The sequence below is a fragment of the Bartonella sp. A1379B genome, from assembly GCF_002022485.1.
GTDB classification, from domain to species: Bacteria; Pseudomonadota; Alphaproteobacteria; order Rhizobiales; family Rhizobiaceae; genus Bartonella; species Bartonella rochalimae.
In genome coordinates, this window is the sequence record NZ_CP019780.1 from 781,223 (window position 1) to 798,449 (window position 17,227).

Annotated in this window: 8 protein-coding genes; 5 read left to right on the forward strand and 3 right to left on the reverse strand. The window is 32.7% G+C overall.

The annotated features are described in order from the left end of the window. The first annotated feature begins 114 nt into the window (after positions 1-114). Together BA1379B_RS03390 and BA1379B_RS03395 are read left to right on the forward strand one after the other, a co-directional pair. Positions 115-2,004, forward strand: coding sequence for a peptidylprolyl isomerase (locus BA1379B_RS03390; protein WP_078673817.1), 1,890 nt, complete (start codon positions 115-117; stop codon positions 2,002-2,004). Between the two features lie 1,959 nt (positions 2,005-3,963). Further along, complete coding sequence (locus BA1379B_RS03395; protein WP_035007308.1) at positions 3,964-5,349, forward strand: amino acid permease; 1,386 nt, start codon at positions 3,964-3,966, stop codon at positions 5,347-5,349. 75 nt (positions 5,350-5,424) lie between these two features. Here the strand turns inward: BA1379B_RS03395 and ilvC are convergent, their stop codons facing one another. Beyond that, positions 5,425-6,423 carry a ketol-acid reductoisomerase gene (gene ilvC, locus BA1379B_RS03400; protein WP_078673818.1) on the reverse strand — a complete coding sequence of 333 codons (999 nt, stop codon included), beginning with the start codon at positions 6,421-6,423 and terminating at the stop codon, positions 5,425-5,427. 681 nt (positions 6,424-7,104) lie between these two features. Further along, positions 7,105-9,465 carry a mechanosensitive ion channel family protein gene (locus BA1379B_RS03405; RefSeq protein WP_078692384.1) on the reverse strand — a complete coding sequence of 787 codons (2,361 nt, stop codon included), beginning with the start codon at positions 9,463-9,465 and terminating at the stop codon, positions 7,105-7,107. 609 nt (positions 9,466-10,074) lie between these two features. Here BA1379B_RS03405 and secD point away from each other — a divergent pair. The 3 genes from secD (at position 10,075) to BA1379B_RS03420 (ending at position 15,427) form a co-directional block, all read left to right on the forward strand. After that, a complete protein-coding gene (gene secD / locus BA1379B_RS03410; RefSeq protein ID WP_078692385.1) occupies positions 10,075-12,585 on the forward strand; it encodes a protein translocase subunit SecD in 2,511 nt (836 codons plus the stop codon). 107 nt (positions 12,586-12,692) lie between these two features. Continuing rightward, positions 12,693-14,447 carry a YbaL family putative K(+) efflux transporter gene (gene ybaL, locus BA1379B_RS03415; protein ID WP_035007300.1) on the forward strand — a complete coding sequence of 585 codons (1,755 nt, stop codon included), beginning with the start codon at positions 12,693-12,695 and terminating at the stop codon, positions 14,445-14,447. A 26-nt stretch (positions 14,448-14,473) separates the two neighbouring features. Beyond that, on the forward strand, positions 14,474-15,427 hold the full coding sequence (locus BA1379B_RS03420) for a lysylphosphatidylglycerol synthase transmembrane domain-containing protein (protein ID WP_035007298.1): 954 nt from the start codon (positions 14,474-14,476) through the stop codon (positions 15,425-15,427). Between the two features lie 224 nt (positions 15,428-15,651). Here the strand turns inward: BA1379B_RS03420 and BA1379B_RS03425 are convergent, their stop codons facing one another. After that, positions 15,652-17,217, reverse strand: coding sequence for a TerC family protein (locus BA1379B_RS03425; protein WP_078673822.1), 1,566 nt, complete (start codon positions 17,215-17,217; stop codon positions 15,652-15,654). Positions 17,218-17,227 lie beyond the last annotated feature (10 nt).

The following is a 17,227-nucleotide window of genomic DNA, read 5'->3' on the forward strand; positions in this document are numbered from 1 at the left end:
AAGTATCAAATTATACAACGAAAGCAAGTCTTTAAGCTTGCATCTTCTTCATCTTTATTGCAAATTCTATCATTGCTGATAATCAATATACCCAATTATAGGATTAATTGAATAATGCTTAAAACCATGAGAAACTCTGTAAATTCTTGGGTTGCTAAGATTTTTCTTAGCACTTTGCTTTTGTGCTTTATCCTTCTATGGGGTGTACCACAATTACATACAACGAATAAAAATGAGCTTCTTACTTCCGGAAAATCCACAATAACTGTTGATACTTATCATCTCGCACTTGCTGACCAAAGTTTACGTTTAGCCCTTACTTCTAATCTTAGACGAATGTTTACACCAGATGAAATACAGAGATATAAAATTCCCTTTTTTGTTCTCAATCAGTTGCAACAGGATGTGCTTTTTGATGAACAAGCGCGTAAAATGAAAATTAATCTTTCAAAAGATATGATAGCCCGTATCATTGGTAATGACGATATTTTTCAGTATAACAGAGTTTTTAATCGCGATTTATTTCTCAACTATCTTCAACAATTACAGACTAACGAAAATAATTTCTTAAAATACTATACAAAAAAAGAAAAACGTAATCAGCTTATTTCAGCTTCATTAGCTGGTATGAGAGCGCCCGATATTTTTTATAAAGCACTTGCTACTTATCACGAAGAAAAACGTATCGCTGATTATCTTGTTATAGACCTAAAAAAAGAGAAAAAAATTGCTGATCCTAATCCAGAGATATTAGAAAAATGGTTTGATACTCACAAGAATAAATTTCGTGCTCCAGAATATCGTACTGTCTCTTTATTCTCTATAACATCAGAAGAATTTTTAAAACCACAAAACATATCAGTAAATGAAATACAGACTTATTATACTCAAAATACCTCGCGTTTTATTACTCCTGAAAAACGTATAATTGAAGAACTTCGTTTTTCTACACGTGAAGCCGCTGATAATGCAGCAAAAAAAATAGCAGAGGGCTTAAGTTTTGATGCTTTAGTTAAAGAAGAGAAAAAAAACCTCAGTGATATAACGAGGGGGCCTCTAGCAGAAAATGAGCTTCCTAATCATTTAGCATCTGAGATTTTTGAACTCAAAAAAGGAGAAATTAGTGCTGTCATTAATGATCTGCAAGGTCCTGTCATTATTCGCGTTGTACATATTACACCCTCAACTCAAATTCCCCTTCAAAAGGTAGAAAACGATATTCGTCAAACGCTTGCCCAAAACTATGCTGTAACTCATCTGCGCAATAAGTATACAGAAATTGAAAATGCTCGTTTTAAAGGTGCTTCTCTTACAGAGTTAGCAAAACAATATAAATTGCCTCACCGCAAAATTACTATTGATAAAACGGGAAAAACAACTGAAGGAATCATACTCACAGACCTACCTCAAAAAGAGGTTTTATTAAATGCTATTTATCAATCACATGAAGGTATTGATGTGGATCCTCTTTCTCTTCCAGAAGGAGGATATCTCTGGTATCAAGTTGATACGATTATCCCTGCCCGTGATAGAACACTTTCAGAAGTAAAACAAAATGCCATTGTCCAATGGAAAGAAGAAGAAATCCAACGTCTTCTTGATGAAAAAGCCCAAGATATCCTCAAACAACTCGCTAAAGGAAAAAGTCTTGATGCTCTTGCAACTGAGCTTGGTATCATAAAACAAACAACTCCAGCTCTCCGGCGCCAAGATCCATCACAAATCTTCGGCGTTGAAGGAGTTAAAGCACTTTTTTATGGTACCAAAGATCATTACGGCGTAGTAAAAGGTGTAAATGCGACAAATCGTATTGTTTATAAAATAACGACATCAATCGTACCTGAAGATATTACAGCTCATACTCTTTCGTCTGATATACGTACTAATATAGATACAATGATAAGAGAAGATTTAAAATTAGAAATGTTACAGGCTGCAAACAAAGAATATCCTATAAAAATTAACAGTTCTAATTACACTCGGATTTTCAGTAATTTTCAATAAAGTACTAAAATTATAATTTTTTCTTGTCTAAATAAAAATACATATTTACCTACCCTAATGGGTACATGTATCGTAGACTATTAATATAATAATAAATCAGTCTGTTTTTATATGAAAGAACTTTAACAAAACCTTCATTATCCTTGTAATGAATAATTTCTGAATATAAAGAATAATAACAACTAGCTAAAAAAATATTATAACTACTGCAACTTCTATTATATTTTAACCCTTTTTGTTCTTTTTTAGTTTTCTCGGATAACTTCCTGATAAATGAATTAGAGCTATATTAGTGTATTTCAAATGAAAAACTAGTCCAGAAAATTTTACTTTAAAAAGCTTATGCTAAATAAACGATCATAAAAATTACCATTATATCAAACAATTAGGTATCAATCCTTAAAGAAAATTCTGTAGCCAAACTGAATATATCGAGTTGAAAAATGCAGATCTTCTTTGCCTCTATAATTATCCGCAAATGAAATTTACTATTGAAATTTACTATCAAATGAAATAACAGGGTCTTTTTCAGGAATGATCATAATTTTGCTAAACAACTACCAATCACGCACTATTATTAATCACGTCTCCCTAAAAATAATCAATACTACGAGCTTGTCTAAACATGAGACATTGTTAAGTATCGGAAATTAAGATTCAATAAAAAGATAACTTGTTACTAAAATTTATCCCCCTATTCAAAAAAACATTTATGTGATTTACCTCGTAATGGTGCTATTTTTACTGAGGCTTGCACAAAATATCATCTTGAAATAGATTATAAGCTATAAATGTACTCGTATAAAGCCCACTTATGTTGCAAACAAGCAGAAGCTATCCCTAATGATCCATGCTAATCAAAAAGCTGTTTTGATTGCTCATATTCATTAAATTTATATAGAAAGAAAGCTTAAGTAAAAGAAGACAGACTCGGAATTTGTGGGATAACAACTCTAACTTTCAACTGAGAAAAATTTCTCTAATTATCTATCCCTGCATATTAATTATTGCCCTTAGTTTCAAGACTTATTACAATATTTGATAAACGCAAACTCTTTCTCCTCAGTATAGCTTTTTCTTGATGTAATACTAATAGAGCATAATTTAGCCTTTTTGCATCATCACTAATAAAAATTAATATTATTTTCTTCCCACAACTATATTATCCACTTTAAAACTATCTTGGATTTACTCAGCTTTAATAGCTAAAAGCCGATCTAGAAAAACTTTCTCGATATATATAAGTTACATCTCTTAGTCTATCATAGCATGTAACATCCCTATCCCAACAAACGTAGTAAGCGAAATCGGTACTACAATTAGCCTTGGTTACTTCAATTTATAAAAAAGAAAATTACAACTAATATATGACTCTTAACCTTCAACTGCTTCATTTACAAAATCTGCTATTTTACTTAAGAATCCTGATCTTTTTCTAGAGGATCAACAATAAAAAACAAAAAGTATTTTATTGATTTCTTTAAAATTTTGAGTATATAAAGGTAAAATGATGGTACTAATATAAACATATAATATTAATACTATTATGAATTTTGAGTAAAATAGATATAACGAAAATATGTGTAATCAATGGTTTAGAAAAATGATTAAAATAATCAAAAGCGCCTACAACCCAACAGATATTAAAATACATTGATAAGCATGAAAATAGTTTTTCCTATATAAGCGAGAATAACGTTTATGCATTACCCCAGTAAAAAAATAATATCAATTTCCAAAGAGTAGTTAAAGCATTATATCTAAGAGTTTCTATTGTTACTCGTCTCAACACAGCAATCAAATCTTTATCAACTCGCTTAATTTTCTCAATCGATACATTATCTAAAATCATTAAAAATGTTTTCTTTTTTGCGATTCACTCATATCATGCCTTTATACGAGTAATTGCCTTTTTGATTAGCGTAATTTAGCCTTAATAATAAGGAGGTCTTCATAAAAATGGACTATAAACAAAATTTAGCTGAAAATCATCAAAGGAAATTACAACGTGGATTAGACAATCGTCATGTACAACTCATTGCCATTGGTGGTGCTATTGGAACTGGTCTATTTATGGGATCTGGGAAGACAATTAGTATTGCTGGCCCTTCAATCATATTAGTTTATGCTATTATTGGTTGCATACTTTATTTTGTAATGCGTGCTATGGGAGAATTACTGCTTTCAAATACACAATATCGGTCTTTTATTGATTTTTCAGCTCATTTTTTGGGACCAAAGGTTGGATTTTTTATCGGCTGGACTTATTGGTTATGTTGGATAGTAACTGGAACAGCAGATATTATTGCGATAGCCAGTTATGCACAATTTTGGTGGTCTGAGCTCAATCCATGGATTCCTGTGCTCATCTGTATTGTTTTCTTTTTAATATTTAATCTTGTCGCAGTAAAATTATTTGGTGAACTTGAATTTTGGTTTGGCCTGATCAAAATTTTAGCAATTTTAGCATTAATTATTATTGGATTTTATATGATTTTTATTGGCTTTACCTCCCCACATGGTACTCTTTCTTCTCTCCGTAATGTATGGAATGATGGAGATATTTTTCCCCGAGGTCTTGGGGGATTCTTTGCTGGATTTCAAATTAGTATTTTTTCCTTCGTTGGTATTGAACTTGCTGGAACAATTGCAGCTGAAGTCAAAGAACCAGGAAAAATTTTACCAAAAGCGATCAATTCAATCCCTATTCGTATTATACTCTTTTATATCTTCTCTCTCATTGTAATTATGTCCGTTACCCCTTGGAATCAAGTTGCTTCAGATAAAAGCCCATTTGTAGAAATGTTTTTGCTAGCTGGTATTCCAACTGCTGCTGGATTAGTTAATTTCATTGTTCTCATGTCAGCAGCATCTTCAGCAAATAGCGGCATTTTTTCTACAAGCAGGATGATATATGGTCTTGCGACTAAACGAGGAGCACCTAGTTTTTTAGGAAAACTTTCTAAAAATTATGTTCCGGCCAATGCATTATTCTTCTCTTGTTTATGTGTTTTGTTAAGCTATATACTTTTGTCATTATCTCCAACGACTATAAGTGCTTTTACAATTATTACTACCATTGCAGCTATTTTATTTATATTTGTATGGTCTATAATTTTAATCAGCTATATTATTTATCGTCGTGATTATCCTATGCAACACATTACTTCTACGTATAAAATGCCAGGAGGGACTTTAATGTGTTGGTTTGTCTTAGCTTTTTTTATATTTATTCTTTTTTTATTAACATTAGAATCTGATACTTTAATAGCTCTAAAGTACACTCCACTGTGGTTTATTTTCTTAGAAAGCATGTACTTTATTTTCAGAAAAAATAAAGAATAAATTTTCATATAAAAATATATCAAAGATTACTCTTTTAGAGATAGTTCATCAGTTTTTATTAGTTCAATATAAAATTTAGTTGCACTCTTTAATCGATGGTATCATAGCACGAATTTTTTTACCAACTTCCTCAATAGGATGGATATCATTTAAACGCCGCATACTTTTAAAACGTGCAGAACCCGCTTTACATTCTTGTATCCAATCTGATGCAAATTTACCTGTCTGAATATCTTTCAAAATACGTTTCATTTCAGCCTTAATTTCATTAGTAATTAAACGGGGACCAGATACATACTCGCCCCACTCAGCTGTATTAGAAATTGAACGATTCATGTTTGCGATACCACCTTCATAAAGAAGATCCACAATTAATTTAACTTCATGTAAACACTCAAAATAGGCTATTTCTGGCGCATAACCTGCTTCTGTAAGTGTTTCAAAGCCTGCACGAATAAGCTCGACAAGCCCACCACAAAGTACGACTTGTTCTCCGAATAAGTCTGCTTCACATTCTTCTCTAAATGTTGTTTCAATCACACCAGCACGTCCACCACCAATATTACAAGCATAAGACAATGCTATATCATGCGCATGCCCTGAATTATCCTGTTCAACTGCGATTAAACAAGGCACACCACCACAACGTTGATATGCACTACGTACTTTGTATCCTGGCCCTTTGGGTGCAATCATCACGACATCAACTGTTTTTTTGACCTCAATTAAACCAAAATGAATACTCAAACCATGAGCAAAAGCAATTACTGCTCCATCACGCAAATAATCACGAATAGAATCTTTATAAAGATCGGCTTGTAATTCATCAGGCACTGCCATCATAATGAAGTCTGCCCATTTTGTTGCATCAACAACATTCACAACCTCAAAACCATCTGTTTCAGCTTTTTTGACTGTTGCTGACTCTAATCGCAAAGCAATTTTTATATCTTTAACACCAGAATCTTTAAGATTTAATGCATGCGCACGTCCTTGAGAACCGTAACCAATAATAGCCACTTTCTTTTCTTTAATTAAATTAACGTCTGCATCACTATCGTAATAAACATGCATAATAATACTTTCCCATAGACATATTTAAATTGAACTTCAAAACCTTGATGAACAACAAGCAACACGCATTGAGCACTTTATATCTCACAGATAATCATACTATCACTTATGATAAAATGGCAGCTGAATAAATTTAAATTTTCCTATTGCAAATAACAAGACCTTAAAGTTATAAAAAAAGCATATTTTGATCTAGAAATAAACTTCAAAGATTATTTTATAGCAAATAATAATATTCCTAAAAAATACTAATATCTATTTAGTATAAATTTCTATTCTAATAACAATAAAAATTTGGTTCTTTATTTAAACAGCTTATTTAAAATAAATAATGTTTATTTATAAACATAAAATATAGAAAATTTCTTTAATGAAAATAAAGTGTACAATTCTTGTACAAAATACTTGAAAAAAACAATTAACCTTTTTTATATTCAAATTTTAAACTACCTTATTTGAACAATTCTTTATCTTCACTGATCTTCCATAAGACCTTCTGCTTTTACAACAAAATTCTTACCTGAAAACGATAATAAAGTAGCTCTCTCTAAACATTTTAATGGCTTAACCAGGATCTAACCAAATACTTGAAAAATACATTCCCTTCAGAAAAACTATTACATCTCTGAGACAGTATTTTTCACCGTTGAGGGATCATCACAATAAAAATAAAGCCATATTTTAGCATTCCAAAATTCCTTCTTTCACAAAACGTTTATAAAGTACAAAACGAAGTGCATTAGTCACCTTAGATGTAGAAGTAATATTGGACACATAAACAGCTAAAGTAAATGAAAAATTCTTACTATCAAATGCTGTAAAACTTACCTGTGGTGCAGGATTTTTTAAAATTCCTTCTATTGTTGAAGCAACCTCTAATAACATTTCAACAACACGTTCTGGATCAACGTTAATCGCAACAGTGAGAGGTATATCAATCCTCCCCATTTTACTAGGACGGGTCCAATTACTCACATTATTATTAATAAGGCTTGAATTGGGAACAATAATTGTTTGTCGCTGAAATGTTTCAAGTTCTGTCGCACGTACACTAATACGTTTTACAATACCATGTACTGATCCAACTTCTATATAGTCCCCCAATTTAAATGGCCGCCCAATTAAAATAATAAGACCAGACACAAAATTCTGGACAATGTTCTGCAAACCAAAACCAATACCAAGTGAAAGCCCACCAGCAATAAGCGCAAAATTTCTAACATTTAATCCTGCAATTGATAATCCTACTAAGGCTGATAAAGCAATACCAACATAATTTATGACCGTTTTGATAGAATTACGTACACCAGAATCGAACTCTCCACGCACCATTATTGTACTATCTAACCAACTAATAAATAAGCGGCTAACAAACAAACAAACAAAAAAGAAAATTATTCCTATGATAATAGAAATCAAAGAAATAGATATATTCCCAATTTGAATATTAGTCATTAATTGCCACAATATTGTTTTTATATCGGAATACGAAAAACCAAACTGCATAAAAATTGGCATTGCACAAAATACAATAACAACCAAATTGAAAAAAATACTGCTAACAATCCCCAATCGATTCATTGTTTTTTCTTCTAAATGAAACCTTTTCATCAAAGCACGACCAACATTCGTTCTGATAAGCTCTCCTTCGTTTCCCATGGCATAAGCGCTTCGCATCCCCAAATACATCAACACTAAAAATGTACTACAGATCACAATCTGTTGCATAATAAAACGAGCAAAACCAATATAACCTAAGAAATTCATTACAATTAACAATAATCCAAGTGTCATCGGTAGAATACGTATACACAACAGCCAAGATGGAGTTTCCTCTCTTGTACTTTGGCGTCTAAATTGCAAAGGTATAAACGAGATAATAAACAACAAGACTCCTATAAGGAAAACAGCAATAAAACTTTTCGCAATAATCAAAGAAAAAGATGCTGATATCATTCGATAGATACTATCCAGAACTGTATCTAATGCAAACACCACACCTAAAAGAGTTATACAAACTATCAATTGATATGCTGCCAATGGTGTAACATTTAAAGGACGTATATGCGGTCTATACGGTGATAAAAGGATAACTGCTACACGATTCAACAAAAAGACCAATATAATTTGATGCCCAATCGTATGAAATACGTCTGTAAGTGTCCCTAAATTTAAACCAAAACTGCGAAATAAAAATAATGTCAGATAAACATAAATAGCACATACAAAAGAAGGCAGTAAAATTGAAATCAAAACAACCAATAAACGTTGTAGATAAGATACCTCATCATTTTCTTTGAAAACATCATACTTTACATACCCAATAAATTTACTAGAAAAATATGAAAGACCTAAGGTAACAATAAATGGAATAAAAAAAGCACAAAATAATTGTAGAGGTTTAAAATAAAATGCAAATTTCCACCAAGAATCAAAAAATAAAGTAACGTTTGAAAAGGCCTCTTTTGTTTTTTCAACAACCTCTTGAACCATTGACGTTGAAAATTTAACTTGTTTAAACATATATCCAAAAAGCTCTCGAGACTGAGAAATTGTAACTTTTACTATCTCATTTGCAGCTAAAAATATTGCCTCCAATTTATGAAGTGCATTATTAATTCTATTTTTTTGTTGTAGGATATCTGAGTATTTTTTTCTTTCGCTTCCGAAATTTTTTCGATTATCATCTAGTGCGTTCAACTGGTTCATAATCTCATTAATTTCATTAAGAGAAGTCCGCAAAACAAACGCTCCTGCCAAAGCTCGTTTACTGATATCTCGTGCTTGTAATCTCCATTTTGTCAAAAAATGTTCATTTTCTGGTTTGCTTTCTAAATTTGTTTGTAAAATTTTAATATCCTGTACAAGAGTATCAATAACCGTTTCTTGTTGTTGAATAATTCTATCCACTGATTGTAACTCTATTGACTGTACAACTATCGCAGTTGGCGATGTTAAAGCTCCCCATGCACAAAAACTAGAGAAAACATTGGTCAGAAAAATTAAGAAAAAAAGGAAGGTTCCATTTAAAAATGAATACATATTCATCCTCAGAATAAGCATTTATTAAGTACTCCCTTAAAATTATGATATTCAACAAACACTTCAGTTTTTTATCAAACAAGCTTATAAAACCTTTTCTCATCCAATAATACTGATAAAAAAGTAGATAAATTAAGTTAAAATCAACAATAGAAAAAAAAACACTTAACTGTGTTTTTTTTTGCATTCATATTGCAAAAAAGAAATTCTTTTCCTTTATAATTTGTTTTTTTTTATCCAATTCTAGCATTTTGGATAACGTTTAGTTCAAAAACCTATCTCTATCTAAACAACACACTGATTATAAAATTTTAAATAGTGCTCTTTTCTCAAAGAAACAGATATAATTAATTCCATTACAAAAGTCGTAAATAAAAAATTGTAATACCCTATAGATACCATAACTTAACAGCTGTACTTTTTTGAAGATATTAGTATTGAATGTGTTTTCAATTCCTGCCATAATTTTCCTATACAATTTTAAAACCTTCAAACACAAAATTTTAAATCAACATGCACCTTTCTCTCCTTGATCTATAAAAATAATTCTATTGTATTCTTCTTATCTCATTTTAATTATTTTAACGTATCTACTAATTGGAATATATCATGCGTACACCTGCCTGGCTGGCTACTCTTTATTGTTTTATTCTTTTAAGCAGCATCTACGTTGCCTTGCCTAACTTATTTTCGCAAGAACAAATCAAAAATTCAAAATTCCTACCGAATACCCATGTAACACTTGGACTTGACCTTCAGGGAGGATCTTCCCTCTTACTCGAAGTAGATACCAAAACATTAAAACGCGATCAGTTACACACAGTTTTAAGTAATGTACGTAAAAAACTGCGTGAAGCAAAAATTCAAACATCGAGTGTCCGTATCATTGAAGATAATATTGTCGTTGTTCTTTCTGATACCACGCAAAATAAAAAAGCCATTACTACCTTAGAAACATTAATTATGCCTATACACAATAGCTTTGGTACCACAGCTAGTGATATTGCAATCAACAATCAAAATGAAACTATTCGTGTGACATTAACTGAATCTGGCATAAATGATCGTGTTAGCAAAGCTATCGAGCAAAGTTTAGAAATTATTCGCCGCCGTATTGACCAAGTAGGTGTTACTGAACCTGCCATCCAAAAGGTAGGAACCAATCGTATTATGGTACAATTGCCTGGCCTACAAGATCCAAAACAATTACGTGATCTTCTAGGAACTACTGCTAAAATGACTTTTCATCTTGTACCTTCTAATATTGATATCAATAACCCACCTGTAGGTGTTTCAATTCTTTCTGGTTATACAGATGTAAATCAAAAATATGCAATTTATGACCAAATTGCTTTGGATGGAAATGTTCTTAAAGATGCGCGAGCAGGATTTGATCCGCAAATACCAGGACGCTCTATCATCTCATTCACTATGAATTCTATCGGTTCAAAAATATTTGCAGACATAACACGCCAACATATTAACCGTCCTTTTGCAATTGTTCTGGATAATAAAGTCTTAACTGCTCCCGTCATTAATAGTGTCATTCCTAATGGACAAGGACAAATTACAGGAAATTTTGATTCTAAAGAAGCCTCAACTCTTGCTGCGCTACTACGAGCTGGTGCTTTGCCCGCGCCATTAACCGTTATTGAAGAAAGAACGGTAGGTCCAAATCTTGGTGCTGATTCTATTAAAATGGGCCTGTATACAGGCATCATAGGTTTTATTCTCGTTACAGTCTTTATTTTTCTTTTATACGGCATCTGGGGTATTATTGCTGATATAGCGATAGCACTGCATACTATTTTGATATTTTCAGCTCTAAGCCTCCTTGGTGCAACACTAACCTTACCTGGCATTGCTGGTATTATTTTAGGTATTGGTATTGCTGTTGATGCCAATATTTTAATTAATGAACGTATTCGCGAAGAAAGTCAAAAAGGTATAAGTGCCTTTGCTGCTTTAGATCGTGGTTTTAAACAAGCTTTTGCAACTATCCTTGATGCCAATGTGACAGCTGTTATTGCAACTGTTTTACTATTTTGGTTTGGTACCGGCCCAGTTCGTGGTTTTGCTGTAACAATGTTGCTTGGCATCATTATATCGATGTTTACTGAAATCACCATAGTAAGAATTATGATGATTTGGGTAGTAAATAAATGGAAAATAAAAAAACTGCAGTTTCAATCTGTTTTCAATTTTATCCCTAAAAATACTACTTTTCGTTTCATGAACGCTCGTTTCATTGGTATTGGTATTTCAATTATTTTATCTCTATCTTCAATTTTTTTGTTTTTTAAACCTGGTTTAAACTTTGGAATTGATTTTGTTGGTGGCAGTCAAATGACCATTACAACAAAAACACCCGCAAATTTAGCAATTTTGCGTTCAAATCTTTCTGCTCTTAATATTGGTGAAGTTACACTACAAAATATTGATAACGAAAATACGATACTGATTCGTATACAGCAACAAAGTGGTGGAGAAATTCAACACATTATCGCTATTGATAAAGTCAAAAAAACTGTGCAAAGTATTTACCCAGATACAACATTCGATCAAACGGAAGTTGTTGGTCCTAAAATTTCAGGAGAGCTTGCTACAGCTGGTATTATTGCTGTTATTCTAGCAACAGTCGCTATGTCTCTCTATATCTGGTGGCGCTTTGAATGGTTTTTTGCTATTGGAGCAATAGTTACACTTATCCTTGATATTACAAAAATGGTTGGTTTTTTTGTTTTATTTCAATTTGATTTCAATTTAACAGCCATTGCTGCTCTTTTAACAATTGTTGGTTATTCAATTAATGATAAAGTTGTTGTATATGACCGAATGCGTGAAAATATGCGCCTTTATAAACAAACACCACTGCGTGAAATAATTGATCTTTCAATTAATCAGGTTTTTGTACGCTGTATTTTTACATCAACCACTACGATATTAGCTATGTTACCTATGGCTCTATGGGGAGGAAATACTGTTAATAATTTTGCATGGCCTATAGTCTTTGGCATTATTATTGCAACATCTTCTTCTATTTTTATTGCAGCTCCCATTTTATTATTATTAAATAATTGGTGCTATAAGAAGAATAAAAAAACAACTCAAATTATATAACTACCAATTAAAATAGCGCGTTAATTTATATAATATGTTACTCTATTTCTTTTTTTAATTATAATCATTGTGACAACTATTTCTAAAGAAAGTACTACACTACAGTTATGCCTCACGATACGCCATTAATTACAACTATTGTTGCAGGTTTATGTTTAGCATTTATTTTCGGAATGATTGCTAATCGTTTGCGTATCTCTCCATTAGTAGGGTATCTATTAGCTGGTGTCATTGTGGGACCTAATATAGGTAGTTTTAAAGTAGATTCTGTTTTGATCAACCAACTTGCTGAAATCGGTGTTATTTTGCTAATGTTTGGTGTTGGCCTGCATTTTTCATTAAAAGATCTTTTATCTGTTAAAGCCATAGCTATTCCTGCAGCCATTACACAAATGGTATTTGCTACTTTTCTTGGTTTATGCCTCGGTTGGATTATAGGATGGCGATTTAGTGATGGTTTAGTATTTGGTTTAGCATTATCAACAGCAAGTACTGTGATCTTGCTGCGTGCTCTGCAAGAACGATGCCTAATTGAAACAGAAAAAGGACGTATTGCCGTTGGTTGGTTAATCATTGAAGATTTAGCTATGGTTCTAATACTAGTTCTTATACCTGCACTAGCAAACATCCTCGGTAGTACAAAAAAAGAACCAATCGGCCCTCTTGTTCAATGGTTCAACTTAAATGTCTGGGGCATTGTTGGTCTAACGATTTTAAAAGTCATCGTATTTGTTGCTCTAATGTTCATTATTGGAAGGCGTTTTATACCGTGGTTACTAAAAGTGAGTGCACAATCTGGCTCGCGTGAATTATTTCGTCTTAGTGTTTTTGCTATTGCATTAGGAGTAGCTTTTGGAGCCGCTCATTTATTTGGTGTTTCACTTTCTCTTGGTGCTTTTTTTGCAGGTATGATGATGAGTGAATCAGAATTAAGTCATCGTGCTGCAGAAGAATCTTTACCACTGCGCGATGCATTCTCAGTTCTTTTTTTTGTTTCTGTAGGGATGTTATTCGACCCTATGAAAATTCTAACCAACTTTTTTTCTTTTCTCGCAACCTTATCGATTATCATCATAGGAAAATCGGCTATTGCTTTTTTTATTGTTAAAGCTTTCCGCTATTCTAATGGAACAGCTTTAACTATTTCAGCTAGCCTAGCACAAATCGGAGAATTTTCTTTTATCCTTGCAGGACTAGGTTCAAACCTTGGACTTTTAAATAACAACGCTCGCGATTTAATTCTTGGAGGTGCAATCCTTTCTATCCTCCTCAATCCCCTTGTTTTTGTTGCTGTTGATAAAATTAAAAAATATCTAGAAAATTCTTCTGCTAACGCGCAAGATAAACAAACAATTATTAATATCGATCCTGAAGATTCCGACGAAGAAGCGCTACCAATTACTTCAAGAACTGATCATATTGTGATTATTGGTTATAGCTGTGTTGGAAAATACATAACACTATCTTTAATGGAAAGAGGTCAGCCGATTATAGTAGTTGAAGAATCAAAGCGTCTTGCTGATAAAGCAATAGCAAACGGAATCGAAACAATTTGTGGTAATATCATTAAAAAAGAAATTATTAATGCAGCCAATATTAGAGGTGCACGTAAGGTCGTTATTACAATGCGAAGCACTATTGAAGCAGGACAATGTATAGCAAACATACGCGATCTGAACAAAAACCTTCAAATAATTGCTCATGCACTATCTGAAACAGAAACATCTTATTTAATGGATTTAGGAGCGGATATTGTAGTGACGAATGACAAAGAAATCGCTAATAGTTTTATTGGGTATATAATTGGACAACAATCTGTAATGGATACGTCTAATAATGAATTAACTTTACAAAAAATGTAAATAAAAACAAAAACGGATAAAGAAGTATGAAACTACAGAAATTTATATGGCCATTGATTGGCATCTTAGCAATGTTGATATCGATTCGCATTCTTTATATAAAATTATCTACTATTTCGCTTAGTGCTGTATTAGAACGTCTTTCTAATTTAAGCACGCATCATTGGCTTTTAGCATGTCTTTGCTCATTCGTCGCTTATACAGCTCTCGCTGGTTATGATCGAATTGCCTTGCAACATCTTGGTCGTAAAATTTCTTGGATATTTATAGCTATATGTTCATTCACTACTTATGCACTTTCACATAATATCGGTGCATCAGTTTTTTCTGGTGCTGTTATACGTTATCGCGCTTATACAATAAAAGGACTCAGTGGAACAGAAATTGCTATATTAGTGGGTTTTTGTTCATTCACTTTTGTAATTGGTACAATCTTACTTTCTGGCATTGTTTTAATTTTACAACCAGAAATTATTACCCTCATTCACAATGATCTTCCTCAATGGTTAGGGAAGGTAATTGGTGTGATTTTACTTTCCTGTATAGCTCTTTATATTTTCGGTAGTTGGCTACAATTAAAACCTTTACGTATAAGCAAAAAAATTTATCTTTTTTATCCACGTCTTCAAATTGTTATTCGACAACTTATTATTGGCCCATTAGAGATTTTAGGAGCAGCAGGAATTATATATGCTGTACTACCACATAATGCTGATATTAATTTTATCTCTGTACTTGGTGTATTCCTTGCATCTTTCTCTATAACTCTTCTTTCCAATGCTCCTGCAGGAGGTATGGGAGTACTTGAAGCTTTATTTATAACAGGCATGCCTAATACAGACCCAACCGATGTTATCGCAGCACTTATAGCATTTAGAATGCTCTATTTGATCATACCACTTATCATTTCACTATTCTTTATAGCAATCTTTGAAACTAAACAATATTTAAAACGAATACAACAAACCCCGCCTGAATAAAAAATAATTTCTTCTTTTTTATACTATATTGATACAAGCTAATAGCTAAACTTAACTAATAAGATACCCACAGGAAAACTCGTTTAAAACTTAATCTGTTCCATACAATTAGTAATCTGCGATTATGATAATGGTTATATAATCGATGCAAATGATTTTTCTATTATATTGCAATATTGATTATAACTAAATTTGCTTCTCCATTGATTTCATTACCATGATAATTAGTCCTTCTCATGCACAACAATAGGAGAAATAAGAACTTTAGCGATATTCCGGCGATCCATTTCAATGACTTTAAAACATAAACCTTCTGCTTCAAAACTTTCCCCTTCATTTGGTAAATGCCCCAAACGCCAGAGCATAAACCCTGCAAGCGTAGTATAACGATCTGCTTCATCAACAAGATTACACTCAAGGTAACCGCTTAAACGACGAATATCAGCATATCCCTCAATAAGTAAGCTTCCGTCTTCGAGCTTTTCTGCCACAACAGATTCCTCATCATCAGGAAAATCACCTGCAATCGCCTCAAAAATATCTGTTGGTGTCGCAATACCTTTCAAAGATCCATGCTCATCAACAATAATCGCAATTTGAATTGGAGAATGGCGTAATTTCTCCATTAATCGTAAAACACCTGTATTCTCATGAACAACAAGTGGCTCACGCATAGCTTTTTGCCAATTAATCTTTTTACCTTCAGCTAGATTTAAAAGAAGGTCTTTCGTTAAAGCAACACCAACAAATTCATCTATTTTTTCACGTGCAAGAACTAAGCGACTATGCTTAACGCGTTGCAACTCTTCACGCATTTCATTTTCATTACCATTTAAATCTAACCATTCAATCTCATTACGTGGAGACATAATAGAACGCACAGGACGATCTGCTAAATCAAGGACACCACGAATCATTTCTTTTTCTTCTGGCCGAAAAATTTCTGAAGTAGCAGCTTGTTCAACAATGACGTCTACAGTTTCACTAAGATTTCCACCTTTTTTCCCACCTCCTAAAAGCCTCAAGACAGCATCAGCCGTCCGTTCACGTAGATCATTTGTTGTAATCATCTTTTCACGATTACGACGTCCAATTTGATTAAAAACTTCAATAACAACTGAAAAACCAATAGCAGCATACAAATAACCCTTGGGAATATGAAAACCAAAGCCCTCAACAATGAGAGTAAAACCAATCATCATCAAGAAACCAAGACACAAAATCACAATAGTGGGATGACGATTAATAAAACGCATAAGAGTTCCTGATCCCCACATCATCACCCCCATAGCGATAATAACCGCTATATACATAACCATTGTTTGGTCTTTAGCAATCATACCCGTTGCAGTGATAATACTATCAAGAGAAAACACTGCATCAAGCACAACAATTTGAATAATTACTTGCCAAAAAACAGCATAAATAACTCCTTTTTTTTGTGTATGCATCGTACCTTCTAGTCTTTCGTGTAATTCTAGTGTTCCTTTTGCTAATAAAAAAGCTCCACCACTAATCAAGATTAGGTTATGCCAACTAAATACAAAGGACGAAATAGAAAAAATTACCTTATCAAAACTCATTACCCAACCAATAACCGTGAGAAGACAAAGTCGCATCAATAATGCTAAAGTTAGACCTATAAAACACGCACGATCACGTAAATGTAACGGTAATTTTTCTGCTAAAATCGCAATAAAAATAAGATTATCTATGCCTAATACAATTTCGAGAAAAATTAATGTGGCCAAGCCAAACCACGCATGGGGATCAGTGATCCATTCCATCATAACTCACCAT

Excerpts from the sequence above, each read along its gene's own strand:
- BA1379B_RS03395 (WP_035007308.1), top strand. The coding sequence starts at position 3,964 with ATGGACTATAAACAAAATTTAGCTGAAAATCATCAAAGGAAATTACAA.
- ilvC (WP_078673818.1), bottom strand. The coding sequence starts at position 6,423 with ATGCATGTTTATTACGATAGTGATGCAGACGTTAATTTAATTAAAGAA.
- BA1379B_RS03425 (WP_078673822.1), bottom strand. The coding sequence starts at position 17,217 with ATGATGGAATGGATCACTGATCCCCATGCGTGGTTTGGCTTGGCCACA.
- BA1379B_RS03390 (WP_078673817.1), top strand. The coding sequence starts at position 115 with ATGCTTAAAACCATGAGAAACTCTGTAAATTCTTGGGTTGCTAAGATT.
- BA1379B_RS03420 (WP_035007298.1), top strand. The coding sequence starts at position 14,474 with ATGAAACTACAGAAATTTATATGGCCATTGATTGGCATCTTAGCAATG.
- ybaL (WP_035007300.1), top strand. The coding sequence starts at position 12,693 with ATGCCTCACGATACGCCATTAATTACAACTATTGTTGCAGGTTTATGT.
- BA1379B_RS03405 (WP_078692384.1), bottom strand. The coding sequence starts at position 9,465 with ATGTATTCATTTTTAAATGGAACCTTCCTTTTTTTCTTAATTTTTCTG.
- secD (WP_078692385.1), top strand. The coding sequence starts at position 10,075 with ATGCGTACACCTGCCTGGCTGGCTACTCTTTATTGTTTTATTCTTTTA.